This window comes from Chitinophaga sp. (assembly GCF_017745275.1).
Taxonomy (GTDB): Bacteria; Bacteroidota; Bacteroidia; order Chitinophagales; family Chitinophagaceae; genus Chitinophaga.
The window spans coordinates 1,140,106-1,161,278 of record NZ_JAGHZS010000001.1; the positions used below are offsets into that span (position 1 = coordinate 1,140,106).

The 21,173-nt window shown below is 42.8% G+C and carries 30 protein-coding genes; all 30 read right to left on the reverse strand.

The features are described from left to right. Positions 1-67 precede the first annotated feature (67 nt). On the reverse strand, positions 68-448 hold the full coding sequence (gene rpsM, locus J7623_RS04565; RefSeq protein WP_291917660.1) for a 30S ribosomal protein S13: 381 nt from the start codon (positions 446-448) through the stop codon (positions 68-70). Between the two features lie 59 nt (positions 449-507). Then, positions 508-624, reverse strand: a complete 117-nt coding sequence (gene rpmJ / locus J7623_RS04570; RefSeq protein ID WP_073083232.1) for a 50S ribosomal protein L36 — start codon at positions 622-624, stop codon at positions 508-510. A 69-nt stretch (positions 625-693) separates the two neighbouring features. Beyond that, a complete protein-coding gene (gene infA, locus J7623_RS04575) occupies positions 694-912 on the reverse strand; it encodes a translation initiation factor IF-1 (RefSeq protein WP_012789309.1) in 219 nt (72 codons plus the stop codon). A gap of 148 nt (positions 913-1,060) precedes the next feature. Then, a complete protein-coding gene (map, locus tag J7623_RS04580) occupies positions 1,061-1,861 on the reverse strand; it encodes a type I methionyl aminopeptidase (protein ID WP_291917664.1) in 801 nt (266 codons plus the stop codon). Positions 1,862-2,119: 258 nt separating this feature from the next. Next, a complete protein-coding gene (gene secY / locus J7623_RS04585) occupies positions 2,120-3,463 on the reverse strand; it encodes a preprotein translocase subunit SecY (RefSeq protein WP_291917667.1) in 1,344 nt (447 codons plus the stop codon). Positions 3,464-3,541: 78 nt separating this feature from the next. Continuing rightward, positions 3,542-3,988 carry a 50S ribosomal protein L15 gene (gene rplO / locus J7623_RS04590; RefSeq protein ID WP_291917670.1) on the reverse strand — a complete coding sequence of 149 codons (447 nt, stop codon included), beginning with the start codon at positions 3,986-3,988 and terminating at the stop codon, positions 3,542-3,544. 119 nt (positions 3,989-4,107) lie between these two features. Further along, on the reverse strand, positions 4,108-4,293 hold the full coding sequence (gene rpmD / locus J7623_RS04595; RefSeq protein WP_291917673.1) for a 50S ribosomal protein L30: 186 nt from the start codon (positions 4,291-4,293) through the stop codon (positions 4,108-4,110). A gap of 108 nt (positions 4,294-4,401) precedes the next feature. After that, positions 4,402-4,920 carry a 30S ribosomal protein S5 gene (rpsE, locus tag J7623_RS04600; RefSeq protein WP_291917675.1) on the reverse strand — a complete coding sequence of 173 codons (519 nt, stop codon included), beginning with the start codon at positions 4,918-4,920 and terminating at the stop codon, positions 4,402-4,404. Between the two features lie 51 nt (positions 4,921-4,971). Further along, on the reverse strand, positions 4,972-5,325 hold the full coding sequence (gene rplR / locus J7623_RS04605) for a 50S ribosomal protein L18 (protein ID WP_291917677.1): 354 nt from the start codon (positions 5,323-5,325) through the stop codon (positions 4,972-4,974). Between the two features lie 90 nt (positions 5,326-5,415). After that, positions 5,416-5,970 (reverse strand): 50S ribosomal protein L6, encoded by a 555-nt coding sequence (rplF, locus tag J7623_RS04610; protein ID WP_291917681.1) that lies wholly within the window; start codon positions 5,968-5,970, stop codon positions 5,416-5,418. A 127-nt stretch (positions 5,971-6,097) separates the two neighbouring features. Further along, a complete protein-coding gene (gene rpsH / locus J7623_RS04615) occupies positions 6,098-6,496 on the reverse strand; it encodes a 30S ribosomal protein S8 (RefSeq protein ID WP_291917684.1) in 399 nt (132 codons plus the stop codon). A gap of 137 nt (positions 6,497-6,633) precedes the next feature. Further along, positions 6,634-6,903, reverse strand: a complete 270-nt coding sequence (gene rpsN / locus J7623_RS04620) for a 30S ribosomal protein S14 (protein ID WP_142685981.1) — start codon at positions 6,901-6,903, stop codon at positions 6,634-6,636. Between the two features lie 20 nt (positions 6,904-6,923). Further along, positions 6,924-7,499, reverse strand: a complete 576-nt coding sequence (rplE, locus tag J7623_RS04625; RefSeq protein WP_291917688.1) for a 50S ribosomal protein L5 — start codon at positions 7,497-7,499, stop codon at positions 6,924-6,926. Further along, positions 7,499-7,837, reverse strand: coding sequence for a 50S ribosomal protein L24 (gene rplX / locus J7623_RS04630; RefSeq protein WP_291917691.1), 339 nt, complete (start codon positions 7,835-7,837; stop codon positions 7,499-7,501). Before rplX ends, rplE begins: the two co-directional genes overlap by 1 nt. Before the next feature lie 159 nt (positions 7,838-7,996). Next, the gene (rplN, locus tag J7623_RS04635) at positions 7,997-8,365 is read right to left on the reverse strand and encodes a 50S ribosomal protein L14 (protein WP_079470765.1); all 369 of its coding nucleotides are present in this window, start codon (positions 8,363-8,365) and stop codon (positions 7,997-7,999) included. 75 nt (positions 8,366-8,440) lie between these two features. Then, the gene (rpsQ, locus tag J7623_RS04640) at positions 8,441-8,701 is read right to left on the reverse strand and encodes a 30S ribosomal protein S17 (RefSeq protein WP_079470766.1); all 261 of its coding nucleotides are present in this window, start codon (positions 8,699-8,701) and stop codon (positions 8,441-8,443) included. A gap of 88 nt (positions 8,702-8,789) precedes the next feature. Continuing rightward, positions 8,790-8,990 carry a 50S ribosomal protein L29 gene (gene rpmC, locus J7623_RS04645; RefSeq protein ID WP_291917696.1) on the reverse strand — a complete coding sequence of 67 codons (201 nt, stop codon included), beginning with the start codon at positions 8,988-8,990 and terminating at the stop codon, positions 8,790-8,792. A 69-nt stretch (positions 8,991-9,059) separates the two neighbouring features. Further along, complete coding sequence (gene rplP, locus J7623_RS04650; protein WP_079470768.1) at positions 9,060-9,479, reverse strand: 50S ribosomal protein L16; 420 nt, start codon at positions 9,477-9,479, stop codon at positions 9,060-9,062. Positions 9,480-9,534: 55 nt separating this feature from the next. Continuing rightward, a complete protein-coding gene (gene rpsC / locus J7623_RS04655) occupies positions 9,535-10,326 on the reverse strand; it encodes a 30S ribosomal protein S3 (protein ID WP_366838294.1) in 792 nt (263 codons plus the stop codon). 64 nt (positions 10,327-10,390) lie between these two features. Then, complete coding sequence (gene rplV / locus J7623_RS04660) at positions 10,391-10,738, reverse strand: 50S ribosomal protein L22 (protein ID WP_106527845.1); 348 nt, start codon at positions 10,736-10,738, stop codon at positions 10,391-10,393. A 97-nt stretch (positions 10,739-10,835) separates the two neighbouring features. Then, positions 10,836-11,102, reverse strand: coding sequence for a 30S ribosomal protein S19 (gene rpsS, locus J7623_RS04665; RefSeq protein WP_145672666.1), 267 nt, complete (start codon positions 11,100-11,102; stop codon positions 10,836-10,838). Between the two features lie 66 nt (positions 11,103-11,168). Then, entirely contained in the window at positions 11,169-12,002 is an 834-nt protein-coding gene (gene rplB, locus J7623_RS04670; protein WP_291917706.1) for a 50S ribosomal protein L2, read from the reverse strand. An 84-nt stretch (positions 12,003-12,086) separates the two neighbouring features. Further along, positions 12,087-12,386: a 50S ribosomal protein L23 gene (gene rplW / locus J7623_RS04675; RefSeq protein ID WP_291917710.1), complete on the reverse strand. Its 300-nt coding sequence runs from the start codon at positions 12,384-12,386 to the stop codon at positions 12,087-12,089. A gap of 61 nt (positions 12,387-12,447) precedes the next feature. Then, on the reverse strand, positions 12,448-13,086 hold the full coding sequence (gene rplD, locus J7623_RS04680) for a 50S ribosomal protein L4 (RefSeq protein ID WP_291917713.1): 639 nt from the start codon (positions 13,084-13,086) through the stop codon (positions 12,448-12,450). A 1-nt stretch (position 13,087) separates the two neighbouring features. After that, positions 13,088-13,705 carry a 50S ribosomal protein L3 gene (gene rplC, locus J7623_RS04685; RefSeq protein WP_291917716.1) on the reverse strand — a complete coding sequence of 206 codons (618 nt, stop codon included), beginning with the start codon at positions 13,703-13,705 and terminating at the stop codon, positions 13,088-13,090. Between the two features lie 192 nt (positions 13,706-13,897). After that, positions 13,898-14,203, reverse strand: a complete 306-nt coding sequence (gene rpsJ / locus J7623_RS04690) for a 30S ribosomal protein S10 (RefSeq protein WP_012789286.1) — start codon at positions 14,201-14,203, stop codon at positions 13,898-13,900. 1,947 nt (positions 14,204-16,150) lie between these two features. Then, positions 16,151-16,768 (reverse strand): outer membrane beta-barrel protein, encoded by a 618-nt coding sequence (locus J7623_RS04695; RefSeq protein WP_291917718.1) that lies wholly within the window; start codon positions 16,766-16,768, stop codon positions 16,151-16,153. A 388-nt stretch (positions 16,769-17,156) separates the two neighbouring features. Next, entirely contained in the window at positions 17,157-17,930 is a 774-nt protein-coding gene (locus J7623_RS04700) for a polysaccharide deacetylase family protein (RefSeq protein ID WP_291917721.1), read from the reverse strand. Positions 17,931-17,937: 7 nt separating this feature from the next. Next, entirely contained in the window at positions 17,938-18,663 is a 726-nt protein-coding gene (locus J7623_RS04705) for a glycosyltransferase (protein WP_291917725.1), read from the reverse strand. Between the two features lie 339 nt (positions 18,664-19,002). Continuing rightward, positions 19,003-21,147, reverse strand: a complete 2,145-nt coding sequence (gene fusA / locus J7623_RS04710) for an elongation factor G (protein WP_291917729.1) — start codon at positions 21,145-21,147, stop codon at positions 19,003-19,005. Between the last annotated feature and the right edge of the window lie 26 nt (positions 21,148-21,173).

Genomic DNA, 21,173 nt, shown 5'->3' on the forward strand with positions numbered 1-21,173 from the left:
TTACACGACTCACGGTCATTGAAACCCCTCGATTCGGAATTGGGATTTCAACCTGGGATTTTATTTATTATTTCTTAGTTGCTTTTTTCTTACCAGCCACTGTCTTACGCTTACCTTTACGGGTACGGCTGTTGGTACGTGTACGCTGACCTCTTACCGGTAAGCCTTTCCTGTGACGCAGACCGCGGTAGCAAGCGATATCCAGCAAGCGCTTGATATTCATTTGTACTTCAGAACGCAATTGACCCTCTACCTTAAACTCACCGTTGATAATGTTACGGATGGCAGCTTGTTCATCGTCATTCCATTCCCGCACTTTTTTATTGAAATCAATTTCCGCCTTGTTCAGGATATATTGGGCGGTAGAACGGCCTATACCAAAGATATAGGTGAGGCCAATTTCTCCTCTTTTATTTTTAGGAAGATCTATACCGGCTATACGTGCCATATTTCTATTTTAGATTTTATGATTCTGATTAAAAAATCAAATTCCGTTATGGGAACCGATTAACCCTGGCGTTGTTTAAAACGAGGATTCTTTTTGTTGATTACCAACAAAACACCTTTTCTACGAACTATTTTACAATCCGCACTTCTTTTTTTGATTGCAGCTCTTACCTTCATGATTAATACTTTATAAAAGGTTATGATATTTATTAAATTATTCTCCCAATCGCCTCTACCCGTTCCGGCTTATTTGTATCTGAATATTATACGGCCTCTTGACAAATCGTATGGGCTCATCTCTACGCCAACCTTATCTCCTGGCAGAATGCGGATGTAGTGCATTCTCATTTTTCCAGAAATGGTGGCCAGGATCTCATGCCCATTTTCCAACTTTACACGGAACATAGCGTTCGACAAGGCTTCTAATATAATTCCATCCTGTTTAATGAGTGCCTGTTTTGCCATAAAAATTTTTAGGACTGCAAAGATAGCATTTATCTTTTGAAATAGAAAAATTTACCCTTATTTTTATTATTATTGCCGGTTTTTGTGCCAAATCCTGTCTGACGAGTCGTTTAAACGCGCTTATTTTAGACAATTGCAAATGCCCAAATCAATAATTTGAGTTCAATGCAGGATTGTTCTTCTCTTCTCTTTCTATATCCACGTAGGTAGACAGCACATCTGCCTTGCCTTTGCCAACAGCTACGGTGTGTTCGAAGTGTACTGAAGGGCTACCATCACGGGTAGCTACTGTCCAGCCATCTTCCAGGTATTCTACGTCTTTGGAGCGGAGGTTGATCATTGGTTCAATGGCAATCACCAAACCTTCTTTCATCACCGGCCCGCTTCCTCTTTTACCATAGTTAGGTACCTGTGGGTCCTCATGCAGGTTACGGCCGAGGCCATGTCCTACCAATTCCCTTACTACCCCATAACCACGTTCCTTTTCAGTATATTCCTGTATGGCGTAGGAAATATCTCCTATCCTGTTCCCTATCACTGCTTTTTCGATGCCTTTGTAAAGGGCTGCTTTGGTAGCTGTCATCAGGCGGAGTACATTTTCAGGAACATTACCGATGGCAAAAGTATACGCGCTGTCTGAATGATAACCATTCATATAAACACCAACGTCTACTGTCAGGATATCACCATCTTTCAGCACGTAATCATTAGGAATACCGTGCACTACTTCTTCATTCACAGAAATACAGCAGGCGTTAGGAAATCCTTTGTAATTTTTGAAAGAAGGAGTACCGCCGTTTTCCACAATAAACTTATCTGCAATAGCGTCTACTTCCAGTGTGCTCATTCCTGGTTTCAGGTTTTTGGCTACTTCAGCCAGTGCCGCACTCAGGAGCAAAGCACTTTTGCGCATCAGCTCTATTTCTTCCTTCGTCTTATAGTGAATCATACATTGAGCTTTTAGCTGTTAGCTATTAGCGGTTAGACTAATGCTATTTTGCTACTAATATTGGAACTTCTAATGGCAATGATAATACCATAAAAGCGAGCTGAGGCAGTTATCTGATAATAATCAAGCTTTTAGCCAATCACATCTGGCTAAAAGCTAACGGCTAACTCCTAACAGCTGTTAAATAATATAGCCACTAAAGCGTAGAAGCTTCTGTGGCTATTTTATTGTTATCATAACACTTTCGTGTTCAAACACTTATGCATTAGCCGGCGCAGTTCTGCCTTTGATTCTGCCGGTGCTCATCAGGCCATCGTAATGGCGCATAAGGAGTTGGCTTTCAATCTGTTGCAGTGTATCCAGGATAACACCTACCATGATCAGCAGAGATGTACCACCGAAGAAGGTAGCAAAGTTGCTGTTGATCTTGAAGGCAGCAGCTACACCTGGGAGGATACCTACCAATGCCAGGAAGAATGCACCAGGCAATGTGATACGATCCATTACAGCACCGATGTAATCAGCGGTAGCTTTACCAGGTTTAATACCTGGAATGAAACCGTTGTTACGTTTCATTTCATCCGCCATTTGGGTTGGATTGAAAATCAACGCAGTGTAGAAGTAAGTAAATACGATCACCAGTACCGCGTAAATCAGGTTATACCAGCCATTAGTGTGGTCACTAAAGATGCGGATAAAGCCGGATGCACTTTCAGAAGAAGTAGCAAAGCCTATCGCAGTTGCCGGGATAAACATGATTGCCTGGGCAAAGATGATAGGCATTACACCAGCTGCATTCACTTTCAGTGGAATGAACTGACGTACACCACCATATTGTTTGTTGCCTACAATACGTTTTGCGTAGTTTACCGGTATTTTTCTTGTACCCTGTACCAGGAGGATCAGACCAACAGTAATCAGGATGAAGATTGCAATTTCAATGAGGAACAGGATCGGGCCACCCGCTTCACCTGCCACCTTACTGGAGAACTCAGCGACCAGTGCCTGTGGCAAACGGGCGAGGATACCCATCATGATAATGATGGAAGTACCATTACCAATACCTTTGTCTGTGATCTTTTCACCGAGCCACATTACGAACAGGGTACCTGCTGTAAGTACAACGGTGGTAGAGAGCCAGAAGAAAAAGGAGCCATACTCAGGGATAATAGCGCCACCGGATTGATTACGCAGATAAGCTACGTAAGCGCTCGCCTGGAAACCTGTTACTATTACTGTGAGATAACGGGTGTACTGGTTAATCTTTTTACGGCCGCTTTCACCTTCTTTCTGCAGTTTCTGAAAATAAGGAACTGCTATCGTCAACAGCTGAATAGCAATTGACGCAGAGATGTAAGGCATAATACCCAATGCAAATATGGAGGCCCTTGAAAACGATCCGCCCGCAAACATGTTTACCAAACCTAAGATACCCTGATTAGAATTTTTCTCAAAGTTGGTCAGCGCGTTTGCATCAATGCCAGGCAAAGCGATATAGGATCCTACACGGTAGATGAGGACCAGGAGCAGGGTGGTCAGGATGCGGTTACGCAAATCCTCAATACTCCAAATATTCTTAATCGTTTCGATAAATTTCTTCACAGGAAGATAAAGGTTTAATAGCGCTATTAAATATGAAAAGACGCACTACTCCGTAGGCGTCTCCTCAGTCGTAAAGTCTTATACCAGTTCTACTGTTCCACCTGCTGATTCGATGGCCTGTTTAGCTTTTTCGCTGATAGCGTTTACTTTAACAGTAACCTTGGTTTTGATTTCTCCGTTAGCGAGGATCTTAACTTTAGCTGTTCTGTTAATCAGACCGTTCATGAACAGGTTTTCCAGATTGAACTCCTGGAGACCGTATTTCTCAACTAATTGATCAATTTGGCCCAGGTTGAAGATTTTGTACTCTTCACGGTTATTATTGATGAAACCGCGTTTAGGCATACGGCGTTGGATCGGCATCTGGCCACCTTCGAAGCCTCTTTTGCTCGCGTAACCAGCACGTTGCTGGATACCTTTGTTACCTTTTGTAGAGGTACCACCTTTACCGGAAGCCTCACCACGTCCAAGACGTTTTTCTTTATGTACAGCGCCTTGTGCAGGCTGTAATGAATGCAGATTCATGTTTAATTGTTTTACTTGCGCGGAAATTAACCGCTCGCTTATTCTAAAATAAAAATGGTAAAGTCACAAATGTAAAGGTAAGATTATCAGCAGACAATCCCACAGCAGTGTTACTTAAATTAAGCGTTTACTGTTTCTACCGATACGAGGTGATTTACTTTGCGGACCATACCCAGGATCTGAGGAGTTGCTTCTACTTCAACAGTAGCGTGCATCTTCGTCAGGCCCAGTGCCTTCAAGGTCAGTTTCTGCCTTTCCGGACGGTCAATACCACTTTTCACTTGAGTGATCTTAATCTTTGCCATAAACCCCTATCCGCTTTTAAAGGCGGAGTAATTTAATTGTTAATGAATTATTTTCAAAATTTCCACGGAGGAAAGTACCGGTACTCTCCGGGGAGAGTGGGGTAATAATTATCCGTTGAAAACTTTCTTCAGGGCAACGCCTCTGGTTTTAGCGATGCTAATAGGTTCACGTAACAGACCCAGTGCTTTGAAGGTAGCTTTTACCACGTTGTGGGGGTTAGCAGAACCTAAAGACTTAGCCAATACGTCGGTTACACCAGCGCTTTCCAGCACTGCACGCATAGAACCTCCCGCGATCACACCAGTACCATGAGCAGCTGGTTTGATTAACACTTTGGCAGCGCCTTCTTTAGCAAACTGATCGTGAGGAATGGTACCGTGCATAACAGGAACCTTGATCAGATTCTTCTTCGCATCGTCTATACCTTTAGTGATCGCTTGCTGTACTTCTTTCGCTTTACCAAGACCGTGACCAACAACACCGTTTTCGTTACCTACTACTACCAGTGCGGAGAAACTAAATGTACGACCGCCTTTTGTGGTTTTAGTAACACGGTTGATCGCCACCACTTTTTCTTTCAGCTCCAGATCACCAGCCTTTACTTTATTGAATGAATTCTTTGCCATTTTATTTTATAAGAATTACTTGTTCAGAATTATAAGATTCGGACCTCGTGATTAAAACTGAAGACCGCCTTCTCTTGCTCCGTCAGCTACGCTTTTAACGCGGCCATGATATAAATAACCACTTCTGTCGAAAATGCAGTTGGTCAGACCCAGTGCCAATGCTTTAGCAGCCAGCGCTTTTCCTACCATTACAGATTTTTCAGATTTAGTTCCTTGCTGGGCTTTGATATCCTTATCACGGGAAGAAGCTGAAGCCAGGGTAGTGCCATTGGTATCATCTATCAATTGCACATAGATATCACTGTTGCTACGAAATACAGATAATCTTGGTGCTTTTGCAGTACCGGAGATTTTCTTGCGGATGCGGTAGCGGATTTTCTGTCTCCTGTTAACTTTTGTGCTCATTTTGAGTTTTATTTTATTACCCCGATGCTGCCGGGATATCTGTTAAAATCGGCTAACCAGCTTAAAAAGCTGATTAGCCAATTAAAAATTTTATTTACCAGCTGATTTACCAGCTTTCTTACGTACCACTTCATCACTGTAGCGAACACCTTTACCTTTGTAAGGCTCTGGTTTACGCAGGCTACGGATTTTAGCAGCCACCTGACCCAGTAATTGATTATCGATACCTTCCAGCATGATCTTAGGGTTCTGACCTTTTTCAGTCAGGGTAGCTACCTTCAGTTCTTTTGGAATTTCGAAGATGATATTGTGAGAATAACCTAATGCGAGATCGAGCAACTGACCGTTGTTTGCAGCTTTATAACCCACACCCACCAGTTCCAGTTGTTTTTTAAAGCCATCAGTTACACCAGTAACCATGTTTGCCAGCAAAGCGCGGTATAAACCGTGCAGCGCTTTGTGACGGATCTGTTCAGTAGGGCGGATGATAGTCAACACGCCATCCTTCACTTCTACTTTCATATCCCTGTCGATGTTCCTTTTCAGTTCACCTTTAGGGCCTTTTACGGTTACTTCATTGGTAGCAGATACAGTAACTGTAACGCCGCTGGCCAACTTGATAGGACTTTTACCTATACGAGACATAACTTTAATTTAAAAAGTTGTTTGATATTATTGTACCGGTTATCCGTGTTCAGCGCCGTATAGAGAGCTTAATTGTCAGATAACTTAAGTGATTGATTGGTTGAGCAACAACCAATCAATCAATATATTAATATACGTAGCAAACTACTTCGCCACCTACGTTTTGAGCTTTTGCTTCTTTATCGGTCATTACACCTTTAGAAGTAGAGATGATCGCCACGCCTAAACCGTTTTTCACACGTCTAAACTCATCTGGTTTAGCATACTGACGCAGACCTGGACGGCTAATACGTTGTATTTCTTTGATAGCGGGCTCTTTGGAGATTGGATCGTATTTCAAAGCGATTTTGATAACGCCTTGTTTGTTATCCTCTTCGAATTTGTACTTGAGGATATAACCTTTGTCGTACAGAATTTCTGTAATGCGTTTTTTCAGCTTGGAAGCCGGAATTTCCACAATCCTGTGGGTGGCCATTTGCGCGTTCCGGATACGTGTCAGGAAGTCTGCTATTGGATCAGTAACCATTGTTGAAATAGTTTGATAATGTTTACAATGCGATATCCAATCGTAATAAGATGGGAATCAAATAACTTACATTCAGAGATATACGGATTTGATTATTGCTTCATGGAATAAATAACCAAATGCGTCAATCTTTTTAATTACCAGCTGGCTTTTCTAACGCCAGGGATTTTACCTGCCAGAGCCAGGTCACGGAACATGTTCCTGCAGAGACCGAAGTGACGCATGTATCCTTTAGGACGACCGGTCAGCTGGCATCTGTTTTTCAGACGAACAGGAGAAGCATTTTTTGGAAGTTGATCCAGTGCAGCGTAGTCACCGGCAGCTTTCAGGGCAGCACGCTTTTCTGCGAACTTTGCTACCATAGCTTCTCTTTTCCTTTGTCTGGCTTTTACGGATTCTTTTGCCATAATTATATTATCGTTTCGATTTACTGATTATCTTTTTTCATACCCTTAAACGGCATACCCATTTCCTTCAGGAGCTCGTAAGCTTCTTCGTTAGTGGTAGCAGTGGTAACGAAGGTAATATCCATACCGGACATTTTAGTTACCTTATCGATGTCGATTTCAGGGAAGATGATTTGTTCGGTGATACCCATTGTGTAGTTACCACGACCGTCAAAAGCTTTTTCGTTCACACCTTTGAAGTCACGTACACGTGGCAGGGATACAGAGATCAAACGATCCAGGAAGTCGTACATATTAGTGCTGCGTAAAGTTACACGTGCACCGATAGGCATGTTCTTTCTGAGTTTGAAGTTGGAGATATCCTTTTTAGACAGGGTAGCAATAGCTTTCTGACCGGAAATACGGGTCATTTCGTCTACTGCGATGTCTACCAGTTTCTTATCACCTACAGCGCCGTTAATACCTTGGTTCAGGCAGATTTTTACCAAACGGGGAACCTGCATTACGCTTTTGTAGTTGAATTTCTTCATCAGAGCAGATTTTACCTCATCCTGGTATTTTTTCTGCAGTCTCGGAGTATATTTTGCGTTTGACATTATTTAATTTCCTCCCCTGATTTTTTAGCGATACGAATTAATTTCCCGTTTTCTCTCTTTCTGTTAATTTTAGTTGGTTTGCCAGTTTTAGCATCCCACAGCATTACGTTAGAGATAGCAATAGGAGCTTCCTGCTTAACAATACCACCTTTGGTATTCTGAGCAGTAGGCTTCGTGTGCTTGGTAATAATGTTAACGCCTTCTACAAGAATGCGGGCTTTGTCAGGCTGTACTTCCAGCACTTTACGTGCTTTAGTTCTGTCCTTGTCATCACCGGCAATAACCGCAACCAGGTCGCCCTTCTTAATGTTGAATTTAGGCTTAAATCTAGTTTTCATTACTTTGATTTATTTATAAACGCCAAGCGAAACAGTTGTTTCGCTTGATTAATGTTTTTTCTCGTTTTGCAAACGGGCTGCAAAGATAAGAAATATTTATGAATTTTGGGATTCAGGAAATTTTTGTCAAAAATCCTGAATCCCATCATCGATAATATCTTATAATACCTCAGGAGCGAGGGAGATAATTTTCATATAACCCTTGTCTCTCAGCTCACGTGCAACCGGACCGAAAATACGGGTACCGCGAGGTTCGTCTGAGTTATTCAGCAGTACTACTGCGTTATCATCGAAACGGATATAAGAACCGTCTTTACGACGTAATTTGTTCTTAGTTCTTACGATTACCGCTTTGGTAACCATACCTTTCTTTACACCACCGCCCGGCATTGCATCCTTAACGGTTACTACAATTTTATCACCTACGCCAGCGTAGTCCTGACCGGAGTTACCTAACACGCGGATGCAAAGTACTTCTTTCGCACCGCTGTTGTCAGCTACACTCAGTCTTGATTCTTGTTGTATCATCGAAATGAGATTTGATATTGTTTAGTCAGCGGCTGTAACCGGGATTGCCGGATACAGCTTGAAACAAATAGTGAATTATTTTACTTTAGCGATTACTTCTACCAGTCTCCAGCACTTGTTCTTGCTCAAAGGACGAGTTTCCGCGATTTTCACGGTATCGCCAATGCTGCACTCGTTCTTATCGTCGTGTGCCATGAACTTGGTAGTTTTTTTCACGAATTTACCATAGATCGGGTGCTTTACCTTACGCTCCACCTTAACAGTGATGGTTTTATCCATTTTGTTGCTGGCAACCACACCAATCCTGGTTTTTCTTAATTTTCTTTCGGTCGTCATTGTTGAAAGTATTTAACCCTCCGTGAGGAGGTCATAAATTGTTATACTAATGCTATTCAGCAGCCCCGGTGTTACCGGGACTGAAGATTTAGAAGCCCAGTTGTCTTCTACGCAGTTCGGTATTCATCCGGGCGATATCGCGTCTTACGGCGCGGATGCTCATTGGATTTTCGATCGGCGTAATTGCGTGACCAAAGGTCATTTTTTTCAAGCGGAGTTCCTCAGCAGAGATCTTCTCTTTAAGCTCTTGTTCGCTCAGGCCTTTCAGTTCCAGCTTTTCTTTTGCCATTGTATTGAGTTTGATTCGGTTAGCTGCCGGGGCAGGTTTACCGGATTTTTAGTTATTGTGTACCTGTTATTAAGCTACGTAGTCGCGGCTGGTAACAAATTTTACTTTGATGGGCAGTTTTTGAGCTGCGAGTTCCATTGCTTCTTTCGCTACCTGTAAGGAAACGCCGTCTGCTTCAAATAAAATTCTACCTGGTTTTACTACTGCTGCCCAATGGTCAGGAGCACCTTTACCTTTACCCATCCTCACTTCCAAAGGCTTAGCAGTGATAGGTTTGTCAGGGAATATGCGGATCCACACGTTACCTTCACGTTTCATGTGTCTGGTGAGCGCCACACGAGCAGCTTCAATCTGCCTGTCGGTGATCCACTTAGGTTCTAATGCTTTAAGACCGAAAGTACCAAAGGAGAGGGTAGCGCCTCTTTTAGCGTTCCCTTTGATGCGGCCTTTGTGCATCTTCCTGTGTTTCGTTCTTTTTGGCTGTAACATCGTCTATGTTGTTAATGTTAATAGTAATTGTTAATGTCTGCTCTACCGCCAGATATTATCTGCGGCCGCCGCCACGGTTTTCTCCACCGCCTCTTCTTTCGCCACCACCGCGGTTGTCTCTACGTTCACCGTGATGTTCTCTTCTTTCACCACCATGACCAGTGCCACGGTTATCGCCTTCTTTACCGGTTAAAACGTTCGGGTTAAGATCGCGTTTACCCAGTACTTCACCTTTACAGATCCATACTTTGATACCGATTTTACCATAAACGGTTAAAGCGAACAGGGAAGCGTAATCGATGTCCATACGGAAAGTATGTAATGGAGTACGACCTTGTTTCATTTCTTCCGAGCGGGCAATTTCAGCACCACCTAAACGGCCGCTGATTTTAACCTTGATACCTTCTGCACCCATTCTCAGAGCAGTAGCAATTGCCATTTTGATAGCGCGTTTGTAGTTAATACGGCTTTCGATTTGTTTAGCAATTGTTTCAGCAACGATGTTAGCATCCATTTCAGGACGACGGATTTCGAGGATGTTGATCTGAACATCTTCTTTACCTGTCAGCTTCTTCAGTTCTTCTTTGATGCGATCAACTTCGTTACCGCCTTTACCGATGATGATACCAGGCTTAGAAGTATGAACAGTGATGATTAACTTACCTAAAGTTCTTTCGATCACAACTCTTGAGATGCCACCTTTGTTGATACGGGCATTCAGATAAGTTCTGATCTTGTTATCTTCGATCAGTTTGGTAGCAAAATCTTTTTTGCTGCCATACCAATTAGAGTCCCATCCTCTGATGATACCTAACCTGTTACCAATAGGATTTGTTTTCTGACCCATGTTCTGGTTATTTGTCTATTAGTTTAAATAGTTTTGTTTCTATCTCGTTTCCGATTTGCACGAATTATTGTGCTTTACCGTCCACTACAATCGTTACGTGGTTACTTCTCTTACGAATACGGTAACCCCTTCCCTGTGGAGCTGGACGCATTCTTTTCAGTGTGCGGCCACCATCAACAAAAACGGTTTTTACGATCAGGTTAGCATCTTCTACCCTTGCACCTTCGTTCTTAACTTTCCAGTTAGCGATTGCAGATACCAGCAGTTTCTCTAAAGGTACGCTTGGGTGTTTCGGATGGAATTTCAAAATATTCAAAGCCTTTTCTACATCCAGACCACGGATTAAGTCCGCCAGCAAACGCATTTTGCGGGGAGATGTAGGATTATTATTCAGCTTAGCTACTGCTTCCATTGTAATTAATTTCTTTTATTATTAAGTGTCTGATGCCTGATGTTTGATGTTGCAGGTTTGAAACTGATACTTCAAACCTCAAACCTCAGACTATAATTTACATTTTCTTGTTAACGTGTCCTCTGAAGTTACGTGTTGGAGCAAATTCGCCCAGTTTATGACCTACCATGAATTCCGTTACATAAACAGGAATAAATTTGTTGCCATTGTGAACTGCGAAAGTGTGACCTACGAAATCAGGAGTGATAGTAGAACGACGGCTCCAGGTCTTGATAACAGTCCTTTTGGTGCCGGTATTCATTTTCTCAACTTTAGTTTCTAATTTCTGGTCTACGTAAGGACCTTTTTTTATGGAACGAGCCATGTCTTACTGATTTATGATTTTTCAAACCCGGGATCCGATACTGCTACCGGAGCCCGAATTCAGAAATTATAATTTTTTACCGTTTTTTCTGCTAATGATCAGCTTATCAGAACTCTTATGCGGTTTTCTGGTTTTCAGACCTTTCGCATATTTACCAGTTCTTGATCTTGGATGGCCTCCGGAAGATTTACCTTCACCACCACCCATTGGGTGATCCACAGGGTTCATAGCCACACCACGGTTGCGGGGGCGGATACCTCTCCAACGGTTAGCACCTGCTTTACCGATGGATTGCAGTGCGTGGTCAGAGTTAGAAACAGTACCTACAGTTGCTTTACAAGTATTCAATACTTTGCGGAGCTCACCAGAAGGCATTTTCAGTACGGCATATTTTTCTTCCTTGTTGGATAACTGTGCATAAGCGCCGGCGCTTCTTGCGATCGCACCACCTTTACCAGGTTGCAGCTCAATGTTGTGTACTACAGTACCCAGTGGCATATTTTTCAGAGGTAAAGCATTACCTACTTCAGGTGCAACGTCAGTACCGCTGATTACAGTACCGCCAACTTGCAGGCCCTGTGGAGCGATGATGTAACGTTTTTCACCATCTGCATAGCTTACCAGTGCGATGAATGCGCTACGGTTTGGATCGTACTCGATCGTTTTAACTGTAGCTGGTACATTCTCTTTATCACGTTTGAAATCAATTACGCGGTATTGTTTCTTGTGACCACCACCTATGTAACGCATGGACATTCTTCCTTGCGCATTTCTACCACCGGTCCTTTTGATTGGTTCCAGCAGGCTTTTTTCAGGGGTATCCGATGTCAGCTCAGCGTAAGCGTTGCCTATTTTCCAGCGGGTACCGGCCGTCATTGGTTTGAACTTCTTCAGTGCCATTACTTCCTAAAAAGTTAAATGTTAATTAATATAAAAGTGATCTGCATATACATCCACATCCCGGCTGTTCAGGCCGGAAAGGCACTACATGTTAGCATACAGATCTATAGTTTCACCAGCTGCAATGGTAATGATCGCCTTTTTGTAAGACGGTTTTTTACCTGCGATGAAACCGGCTTTAGTAAAGCGGAATTTAGCTTTACCTGGCATTACAGCAGTATTTACATCTGCTACGGTTACGCCGTAAAATTCTTCTACTGCTTTTTTGATCTCCAGTTTGTTGGCTTTTTTGTCAACGATGAAGTAGTAGCGGTTGAATTTTTCGGTTGCTTTGTTAACCTTTTCGGATACCACCGGTTTGATTAAAACGTCAGAAAGTTTCATTTTCTTTATATCTTTTAGCTATCCGCGTTCAGCGCTTAGCTTGTTTTGTTAATTGTTATCCTTACGCTTCAGCAGGCTCTTCAGTGAAGATCTTAGCAGCGCTTTCTGTGAACACGATATAGTTGCTGTTCATGATGTCGTAAGTGTTTACGTCGCTCAGAACGGTACCGTCTACAGTAGGAATGTTTCTCAAAGACAGATAAACGTTGTCATTGTATTCAGGCGTGATAAACATAGTTTTTCTGCCTTCTACATTGATGTTCAGGTTCTTCAGGAAACCAACGAATTGTTTGGTTTTAGGTGCTTCGAGTTGCAGATCTTCAACAATGATGATGCTGTTCTCTTTAGCTTTTACTGACAGGGCAGAGATCTTAGCGAGATCTTTTACTTTTCTGTTCAGTTTGAAACCCCAACCGTGTGGTTTTGGTCCAAAGATGGTACCACCACCTTTATAGAGTGGGTTACGGATGTTACCTTTACGGGCACCACCAGTACCTTTTTGTTTGTGCAGTTTACGGGAAGCACCTTTTACTTCAGCTCTGGTTTTTACCTTGTGGGTACCCTGACGCTGAGCAGCCAGGTATTGCTTAACAGCCAGGTAGATTACGTGGTTGTTAGGTTCAACACCAAAGATCTCCTCAGGAAGTTCAATGGATCTTCCGGTTTTCTTTCCTTGTATATTTAAAATATCTACTTGCATGTTACTTCTGGATTAAAACGATTGAACCATTGTGGCCGGGAACGGAACCACTTACCAGGATATAATTCTTTTCAGGGAATATTTTCACGATCTTCAGACCTTTCACTTTCACTCTTTCATTACCTGTCTGGCCGGCCATACGCATACCTTTGAATACGCGGGAAGGATAAGATGATCCACCAACAGAACCAGGAGCTCTGCTTCTATCGTGTTGACCGTGGGTAGCTTCACCCACACCACTGAATCCGTGGCGTTTTACAACACCCTGGAAACCTTTACCTTTGGAAGTGCCTACAACGTCAATTGTCTCACCTTCTGCGAAGATTTCGCAGGTGATAGATTCACCGAGGGCTTTCTGTACATCCGGGTTGCGGAGTTCTTTTACGAAACGTTTGGGAGAGGTGCTTGCTTTCGCGAAGTGACTGCTTTCTGCTTTTGTGGTGTGCTTTTCTTTCTTCTCACCGAAAGAAACCTGAATTGCATTGTAACCATCTGTTTCCAGGGTTTTTACCTGGGTTACAACGTTGGGACCCGCTTCGATAATGGTTACAGCAGTTTGCTTACCATTAGCTTCGAAGATACTGGTCATACCAATCTTTTTGCCAATAATACCTTTCATTTTTTATATGATTTTACCCAGCGCCTGGGGGATTTCGTGCTATCCCCAGGATGGGCGGTTTAAATACATTTATTGGGTGGTTGCCCAGAAGGCGCAACCTATGTTTGTTGTTAAAATTGTTATCTTGTTGAAAATCAACAGGATAACCATAAATCAATAAAAGGCCGGCCTTTCGCCCGCCTTGCTGTTGTCCTATGCTTTAATTTCAACTTCTACTCCAGATGGCAGATCGAGCTTACTCAGCGCATCTACAGTTCTGGAAGAAGACGTGTAAATATCCAGTAAACGTTTGTGTGTACACAGTTGGAACTGCTCGCGCGCTTTCTTATTTACGTGCGGAGAACGTAATACTGTAAATATTTTCTTCTCGGTAGGTAAAGGAATTGGACCTGTTACCACGGCACCCGTGTTACGCACGGTTTTAACGATCTTCTCAGCAGACTTGTCTACCAGGTTATGATCGTAGGACTTCAGCTTGATTCTTATTCTCTGAGACATATGCAATGAACTTCTTCTAGTTTTTTCCCAATACAATTTGGGAGGGCAAAGGTAACCCGTTTTTTCTATTTGGCAAATAAATCTCAGAAAAAAATGAAAGTTCCGGGGCAAAAAGCCAGCTCCGGTAGTAGTTGGAAGGGGAGGAAAACAAAATTAATTGGCATTAAGGCTTCAGAAAACATTCATTGTGTGTGCGTTAAGCCTTAAGGTAACTTCACATGCTCGTTTTGACAAATATAGGAAAACAAATTTCAAAACCCAAAAAAGGTGGATTTCTTTATATTTTTTTCGGGAGATGGGATTAAACCAGTACCTGGCAGGCGAGAAATTCCGCCCAGTGGGCTTCCAGAACTTTAATGAGGTTTTAGAGACCAGGATCCGGACCTGAATATCGCATGAACCTGCCAATGATACCCTGATGCCCAAAATACGCTCCGCTCCCCTCCCCGGATTCCCTAAGAGCATCCCTGGTGAATTTCAGTTACCAGGTATTCACCAAATTATATCTAATCTCTTTAAAATAGAAAATCCTGTTATTACAACCAGGAAACACAACGGAAGGATTGCAAACTTTCTATAGCCTCATCTTTCAATACAAAAGGTTGTTCCAGCTTTCCCGGAACAACCCTTTGTTAAATAATTAACGTGATTGGGGTACGTCTATAGCCGAATGGCTACCCGATTAAAGTGGTAAGCCACCACCTAAACCACCCAGTAATGATCTTACTAATCCTAAGATTAATGCCAGCAGTTGATTCAGTAAATCCATGGGAAAAAGGTTTTTATAAGATATTGCCTACTCTATTGCCTGGTTTTCGGCATTCCCAGTTGTTATTCAGTTAACAGTCCTAAAATTAAAAGCAATCATTCAATATGTAATCGTTCATTTTGTTCATTCGTAACAAAATGAACTGATCCTGTTCATTCAGCTATCAGCATGAATTAGAAAGGATTACTGACTAATAAAAAAAGGCTGTTCATATATGAACAGCCTTCGGATGATGTGCGTAAGGGAAATAGCATCGCTTAAATACTGTATCCCTTAGCGGGGGCATCTGATTACAGACCACCCAGCAGAGATTTCAGCAGTGCAACGATGGTTGCCAGCAGTTGAGTCAGTAAAGCCATAAGATAGTTTTTACTACGGGGTGATACCTACTCTTTTGATTTGGTTTTCGGCAATCCCAGGTACACTCTCTTTTTAAGTGTTCGCCGAAATTAAAGTCTATTCACAAAAAATCCTTCGTTCATTTTATTCAGTTCGGATTCCTGAAACAATCCTGTTCAATCCGCTACCACAGGCACTATAAATCACAACACATTATTCTAAATAAAAAAGGCTTCCATATGATTATGGAAACCTTTACTCATTTGTAAAATTAGATTGTGAAATACACTAAAAAAGACGAATGATTTTCGTGCACTACCTTAACATTAGCTGAAACACTATTGCCAGGTCAGGGGCGTGTGCTAACGGCATCATTAAAGACCACCGAGCGCAGATACCAGTAATGCCAGCAGGCCTTTCAGAAATGTGTTTAACGCATCGAGGATCATAAGTAGGTTGTTTTTCTTTTATGCCTACTCTATTGTATGGTTTTCGGCAATCCCATCAGGAGAATATCCTTTTGTAACAACGCAGAAATTACAGTGCTCCGATTACGGTTTGCCAAAACTTAAGCACTGCAGCGAGAATAGTGTTTATCATACTGAGGTATTTATGGACGTAACGCCTACTCTATTACGGGTTTTCGGCAATCCCCCTGCCCGCATCATCGCAGACAGGTTACTAAAATAACAGGTTCCTGCTAAAAAGCCATCGTTCACTTAATTCATTCTTACCCCTGTTGTTCATTTTGTTCAACCCTTACTCCTGTTAGGACTGCAAATAAAAAAGGTTACGGAAAACATACCTGTTTCCGTAACCCAATAGGTGTTTGTACACAATTATTTTCCGCTTCTTTCTTCTTTATAAATAGCTTTTGCTTTGGCAGAAGGCAGATAAATCTGGAAGCCTACGCCCAGGCTAAGACGGTTAGCAGTAGTAGAGTTACCACCACCTACAGTAAGATCATATTTAAATAAACCTTCCAGACCAATATTTGGTGTAATAAAATAAGAAATGCCAGGTCCGATACCTACATTAAAACCATTGGTAGAAGCTCCACTGGCGGGGTTTTGCCCAGCAAAACCAGCGTTCGCTTCTACAAAGAACCGGGTTCTCTTCGAAAATTCGAGTTTTCTTACATTTTTATCCTCTACAAAATAACGGGCAAATGCACCTACCCCATAATTGGTATTGGACGCCCTGGTATCCGTTGTTTTGTTCTTAGTGGTATTGGCACCAAAATCAACGTAACCACCAATGGCCAGCCCATCCTTGATAAACCAGCCTACTTTTGGGGACAGGTTAAAGCTAAAAGCAGTACTTTCTTTTTGGAAGGTAACACTCAGGTTGGTGAGATCCGCGCCCACCATAATATTTCCTTTCTGAATCTGGGCATTAGCAGCAGAACCAAACAATACAGCTGAAAGTGCAAGGGTCAAGAGACGAATTCTTTTCATAGTCTGATTTTTTGTTTTAACAATTAACGTGTTGAATGAATAAGAAAATTCCAGGCAAACGCATCCATTTGCATCTAAGCTGTCAATAGTCAGCCATCAAAAAAAATATAAAAGGCAGGGGGATAATGGGGGTAGTCTTCAGCATCGTTCAACAAACATCACATGACAACAGATATCATCTGTTCTTACAAAACTACTGAAAATGAATATACTAAGCGCTTGTTCTTCAAAAAAAAATGTTATCGTACAGTTCGGAAATTCTCTGAACATGAATACTTATCGTTATTCATTATTACTATAACATTTATAACTTAAATGTTGTTGCATAAAAAACATCTTTCGCAACCAGGTAGTCCGGCAGCGAAAGATGTATATTATAAAGTCGGCACTAGCGTGATTTTAGCAGGTCGGTGTGTGTACAGAAAGTTCCCTGTTGCTGTAAGAAACTTAGGAATCCATCCATTTTACGTTGCATTTTTTCTCCCGAAACGCGTCTGATATAAGCCGGCAACGTATACGAATTAATATCCATCAGTTCCCAGGGATGGAAATAAAAAGACAGGTAATTATCTTTCTTTAAAACCCTTTTACTAAAATGGCGGGTCACCCACAGCGGCATGTTTTTGATACTTAACCAGAATATGGGATACCTGATAAGGGGGGATACGGAAGATGGGATAATCCACGTATCATTCTCTTTAAAAAGAGTTCTCGGCAGATGCCAGTTATTATATCTCCCCGGCAGCCAGGTGGGATTCACCGAGGCATCATATACATATCCTGCGGCCTTTAAAGCCTCCATGTTTACTTTACGGAGACGGGGCATGCGAAAGCCCTGTATTTGTTGACCGCTGATTTCCTGCAGGGCTAACCTGGAACCTTCCAGGTCTGCTTCAGAGAATGAGCTATGGTAATATGCGTGAGAGGCTATTTCGTGTTTGGCCGCCATTTGCCTGATTAATTCAGGATAATGTTGGGCCCAGTAAGCCGTCACAAAAAAAGTAGCACGTACGTTATATTTGTCAAATAATGCCAGGGTAGCCTGTAAACCACTTCTGGAAACTTCCAGCTTCTCCTGTAATGATACCTGTTGACCAAATTCTTCCGGGATATCAAATTCCTCTACGTCAACGCTGATCAATATCCTGTTCGTTTGTTCCATAAAAAGTCTAAGCGGCTTTTGAGCCCATGATAATCCGGCAATAATTCAGCAGTTCTTTCATTAAAAGTTTCATGCGGAAAGAAGAAAACTGAATACCGGGGCGGCAAGATACTGCGATTGCGCCAATTTTAATATGAGGGCGCTTGCCGGCATGGTACAAAAATTCGCTGTCATACAGGAAGCCATCAACGCGGGTTTTCAGCAGTATATTCCTGCCATAGGCATTAAAGCCTTTCAACCCCGCCTGTGCATCGTCGACTTTCAGATCCAACACTACCCTATTCAATGCACGGCTAATGCGGGTAATAATACGACGCTTACGTGGTAATTCCCTGAGATAGGCAGCACCTCTTTCTCCAGCCACTACGTCCAACCCCTGGGAGAGGCGGTCGTATGCTTCTTTCACGGCATATACACCGAATGGAAAATCCAGGTCTGTGTATACCTGGAAAGCATGTTGGGAACGTTTTACACCTTCTCTCACCGCATATCCTTTACCACGATTGCGGGTATAGCTAACAATAATAATATTGGGGATGGCTGCTTCCAGCCAGGCAATATGCTGTGCAGTGAAATTCCGCAATGATCCGTCATTCACCAGAATCAGCTGAACCGGCACTTTTCCCATGATGGTCGTTACTTCATGATAATGCCTGATAAGTGATTCCACCCAGGGGCCCGAAGGGTTCCAGCAGGGCAGAATCAAGTCCAGGCCGGAAGTTAGTGTAATCATTTCTCCCGATGTAGAAACCACAGTTGTAGGAGGTGCTTGCAATAAATCTATTGACATAATTTCAAGACGGTCTAAAAAAATATAGGTGAAGTGGAATACATTCTATGAACTAGACGCTTGAAATGACACTTCCCTCTATGGAGGGAAAAAAAATAAAAAAGGTCCTGTAGATCAGGACCCTGGCAGTTAGCAAAAAGTAAATTTCAGTTGTAGGTTATTACACCGAAAATATCGAATATTCTTATCCTGGCAATAGCATGTTCATGTCAGTTGGGCCCGGAAAGCAGAAAGGGTTGTTCCGCTTGCGCAGAACAACCCTTTGCGTATAAAAAGCTGTGATTAAGCGTTTACTTTGCCTTTCACTTTAGCAATCACTTCTTCAGCTACGTTGTTTGGAGCTGGAGCATAGTGAGAGAACTCCATGATGGAGCTTGCGCGACCGGAAGACAGGGAACGCAGCTGAGTTACGTAACCGAACATTTCGCTCAGTGGCACTTTAGCTTTGATTACCTGAACACCGTTTTTGGCGTCCATACCTTCCAGCATACCACGACGACGGTTCAGGTCACCTGTAACATCACCCATGTATTGGTCTGGAGTTTGAACTTCTACTTTCATGATTGGCTCCAGCAATACTGGTTTAGCTTTGCGGGCAGCTTCACGGAAAGCTTGTTTAGCGCACAATTCGAATGACATTGCATCGGAATCCACCTGGTGGTAAGAACCATCAAACAGACGAATTCTTAAGCTGGTCAGCGGGAAGTTAGCGAGAACACCCTGGTTGAGAGATTGTTCGAAGCCTTTCTGTACAGCCGGAATGAACTCTTTAGGGATCGCACCACCAAAGATATCATTGATGAACTGTAAGGATTTACCTTCGTTTTCTTTCAGCCATTCTGCATCAGCAGGTCCGATTTCAACCTGGATATCAGCAAATTTACCACGACCACCGGTTTGTTTCTTGAATACCTCACGGTGTTCAACTTTGGTAGTCAGGGCTTCTTTGTATGCTACCTGAGGAGCACCCTGGTTAACTTCTACCTTGAACTCGCGACGCATACGGTCAACGATGATTTCCAGGTGAAGCTCACCCATACCGCTCAGTACGGTTTGGCCGGTTTCTTCGTCAGTTTTAGCTTTCAAGGTAGGATCTTCTTCTACCAGTTTAGCCAGTGCCATACCCATTTTATCAACGTCTGCCTGAGTTTTAGGCTCGATAGCGATGCTGATAACTGGTTCTGGGAAGGTCATAGATTCCAGGATAATTGGTGATTTTTCATCACACAGGGTATCCCCGGTTTTGATATCTTTAAAACCAACAGCAGCACCGATATCACCAGCTTCGATGAAATCGATAGGATTCTGCTTGTTAGCGTGCATCTGCATGATACGGCTGATACGCTCGTTTTTACCGGTACGGGTGTTCAGTACATAAGAACCTGCATCCAGGTGACCGGAATAAACCCGGAAGAACGCCAGACGACCTACGAAAGGATCGGTTGCAATTTTGAACGCCAGTGCAGACAGTGGTTCTTTAGCATCTGGTTTACGCTCAATTTCGTCACCAGTTTCAGGATCAGTACCTTTTACTGCTTCCACATCCATTGGAGAAGGCAGGTAGCGGCAAACCGCATCCAGCATCTTCTGTACACCTTTGTTTTTGAAAGAGGAACCGCACATCATAGGGATGATAGCGATGTCGATGGTAGCTTTACGGATAGCTTCGTGGATTTCAGCTTCGGAGATTGAATTAGGATCTTCGAAGAATTTCTCCATCAGGGTATCATCGTATTCAGCAACTGCTTCTACGAGTTTAGCTCTCCATTCTTCCGCTTCTGCCACCATATCTTCCGGAATAGGAATTTCCTGGTAGGTAGCACCTTTACCTTCTTCGTCCCAGATGATACCTTTCATGGTAATCAGGTCAACAACCCCTTTGAAGGAATCTTCAGCACCGATTGGCAGGGTTAAAGGAACGGGGTTAGCACCCAGCATTTCTTTTACCTGTTTTACCACGTTCAGGAAGTCAGCACCAGAACGGTCCATTTTATTAACGAAACCGATACGGGGTACACGGTAGCGGTTAGCCTGACGCCAAACGGTTTCAGACTGAGGTTCAACACCGGATACAGCGCAGAACAATGCCACCAGACCATCCAGTACACGCAGGGAACGCTCTACCTCTACGGTAAAGTCCACGTGACCTGGGGTATCGATGATATTGAATTTATATTGTTTGGTATCAGGTAAGGCTTTACCTTGTAAGGTTGGAAAATTCCAGAAACAAGTGGTTGCCGCAGATGTGATGGTAATACCTCTTTCCTGCTCCTGTGCCATCCAGTCCATTGTAGCAGCACCCTCGTGCACCTCTCCAATTTTGTGGGATTTACCTGTATAATACAGGATACGTTCTGTGGTAGTGGTTTTACCCGCATCAATGTGCGCCGCAATACCAAAGTTCCTTTGAAATTTTAAGTCTGCCATAATATTAAAGTGACTAAATAATGCAA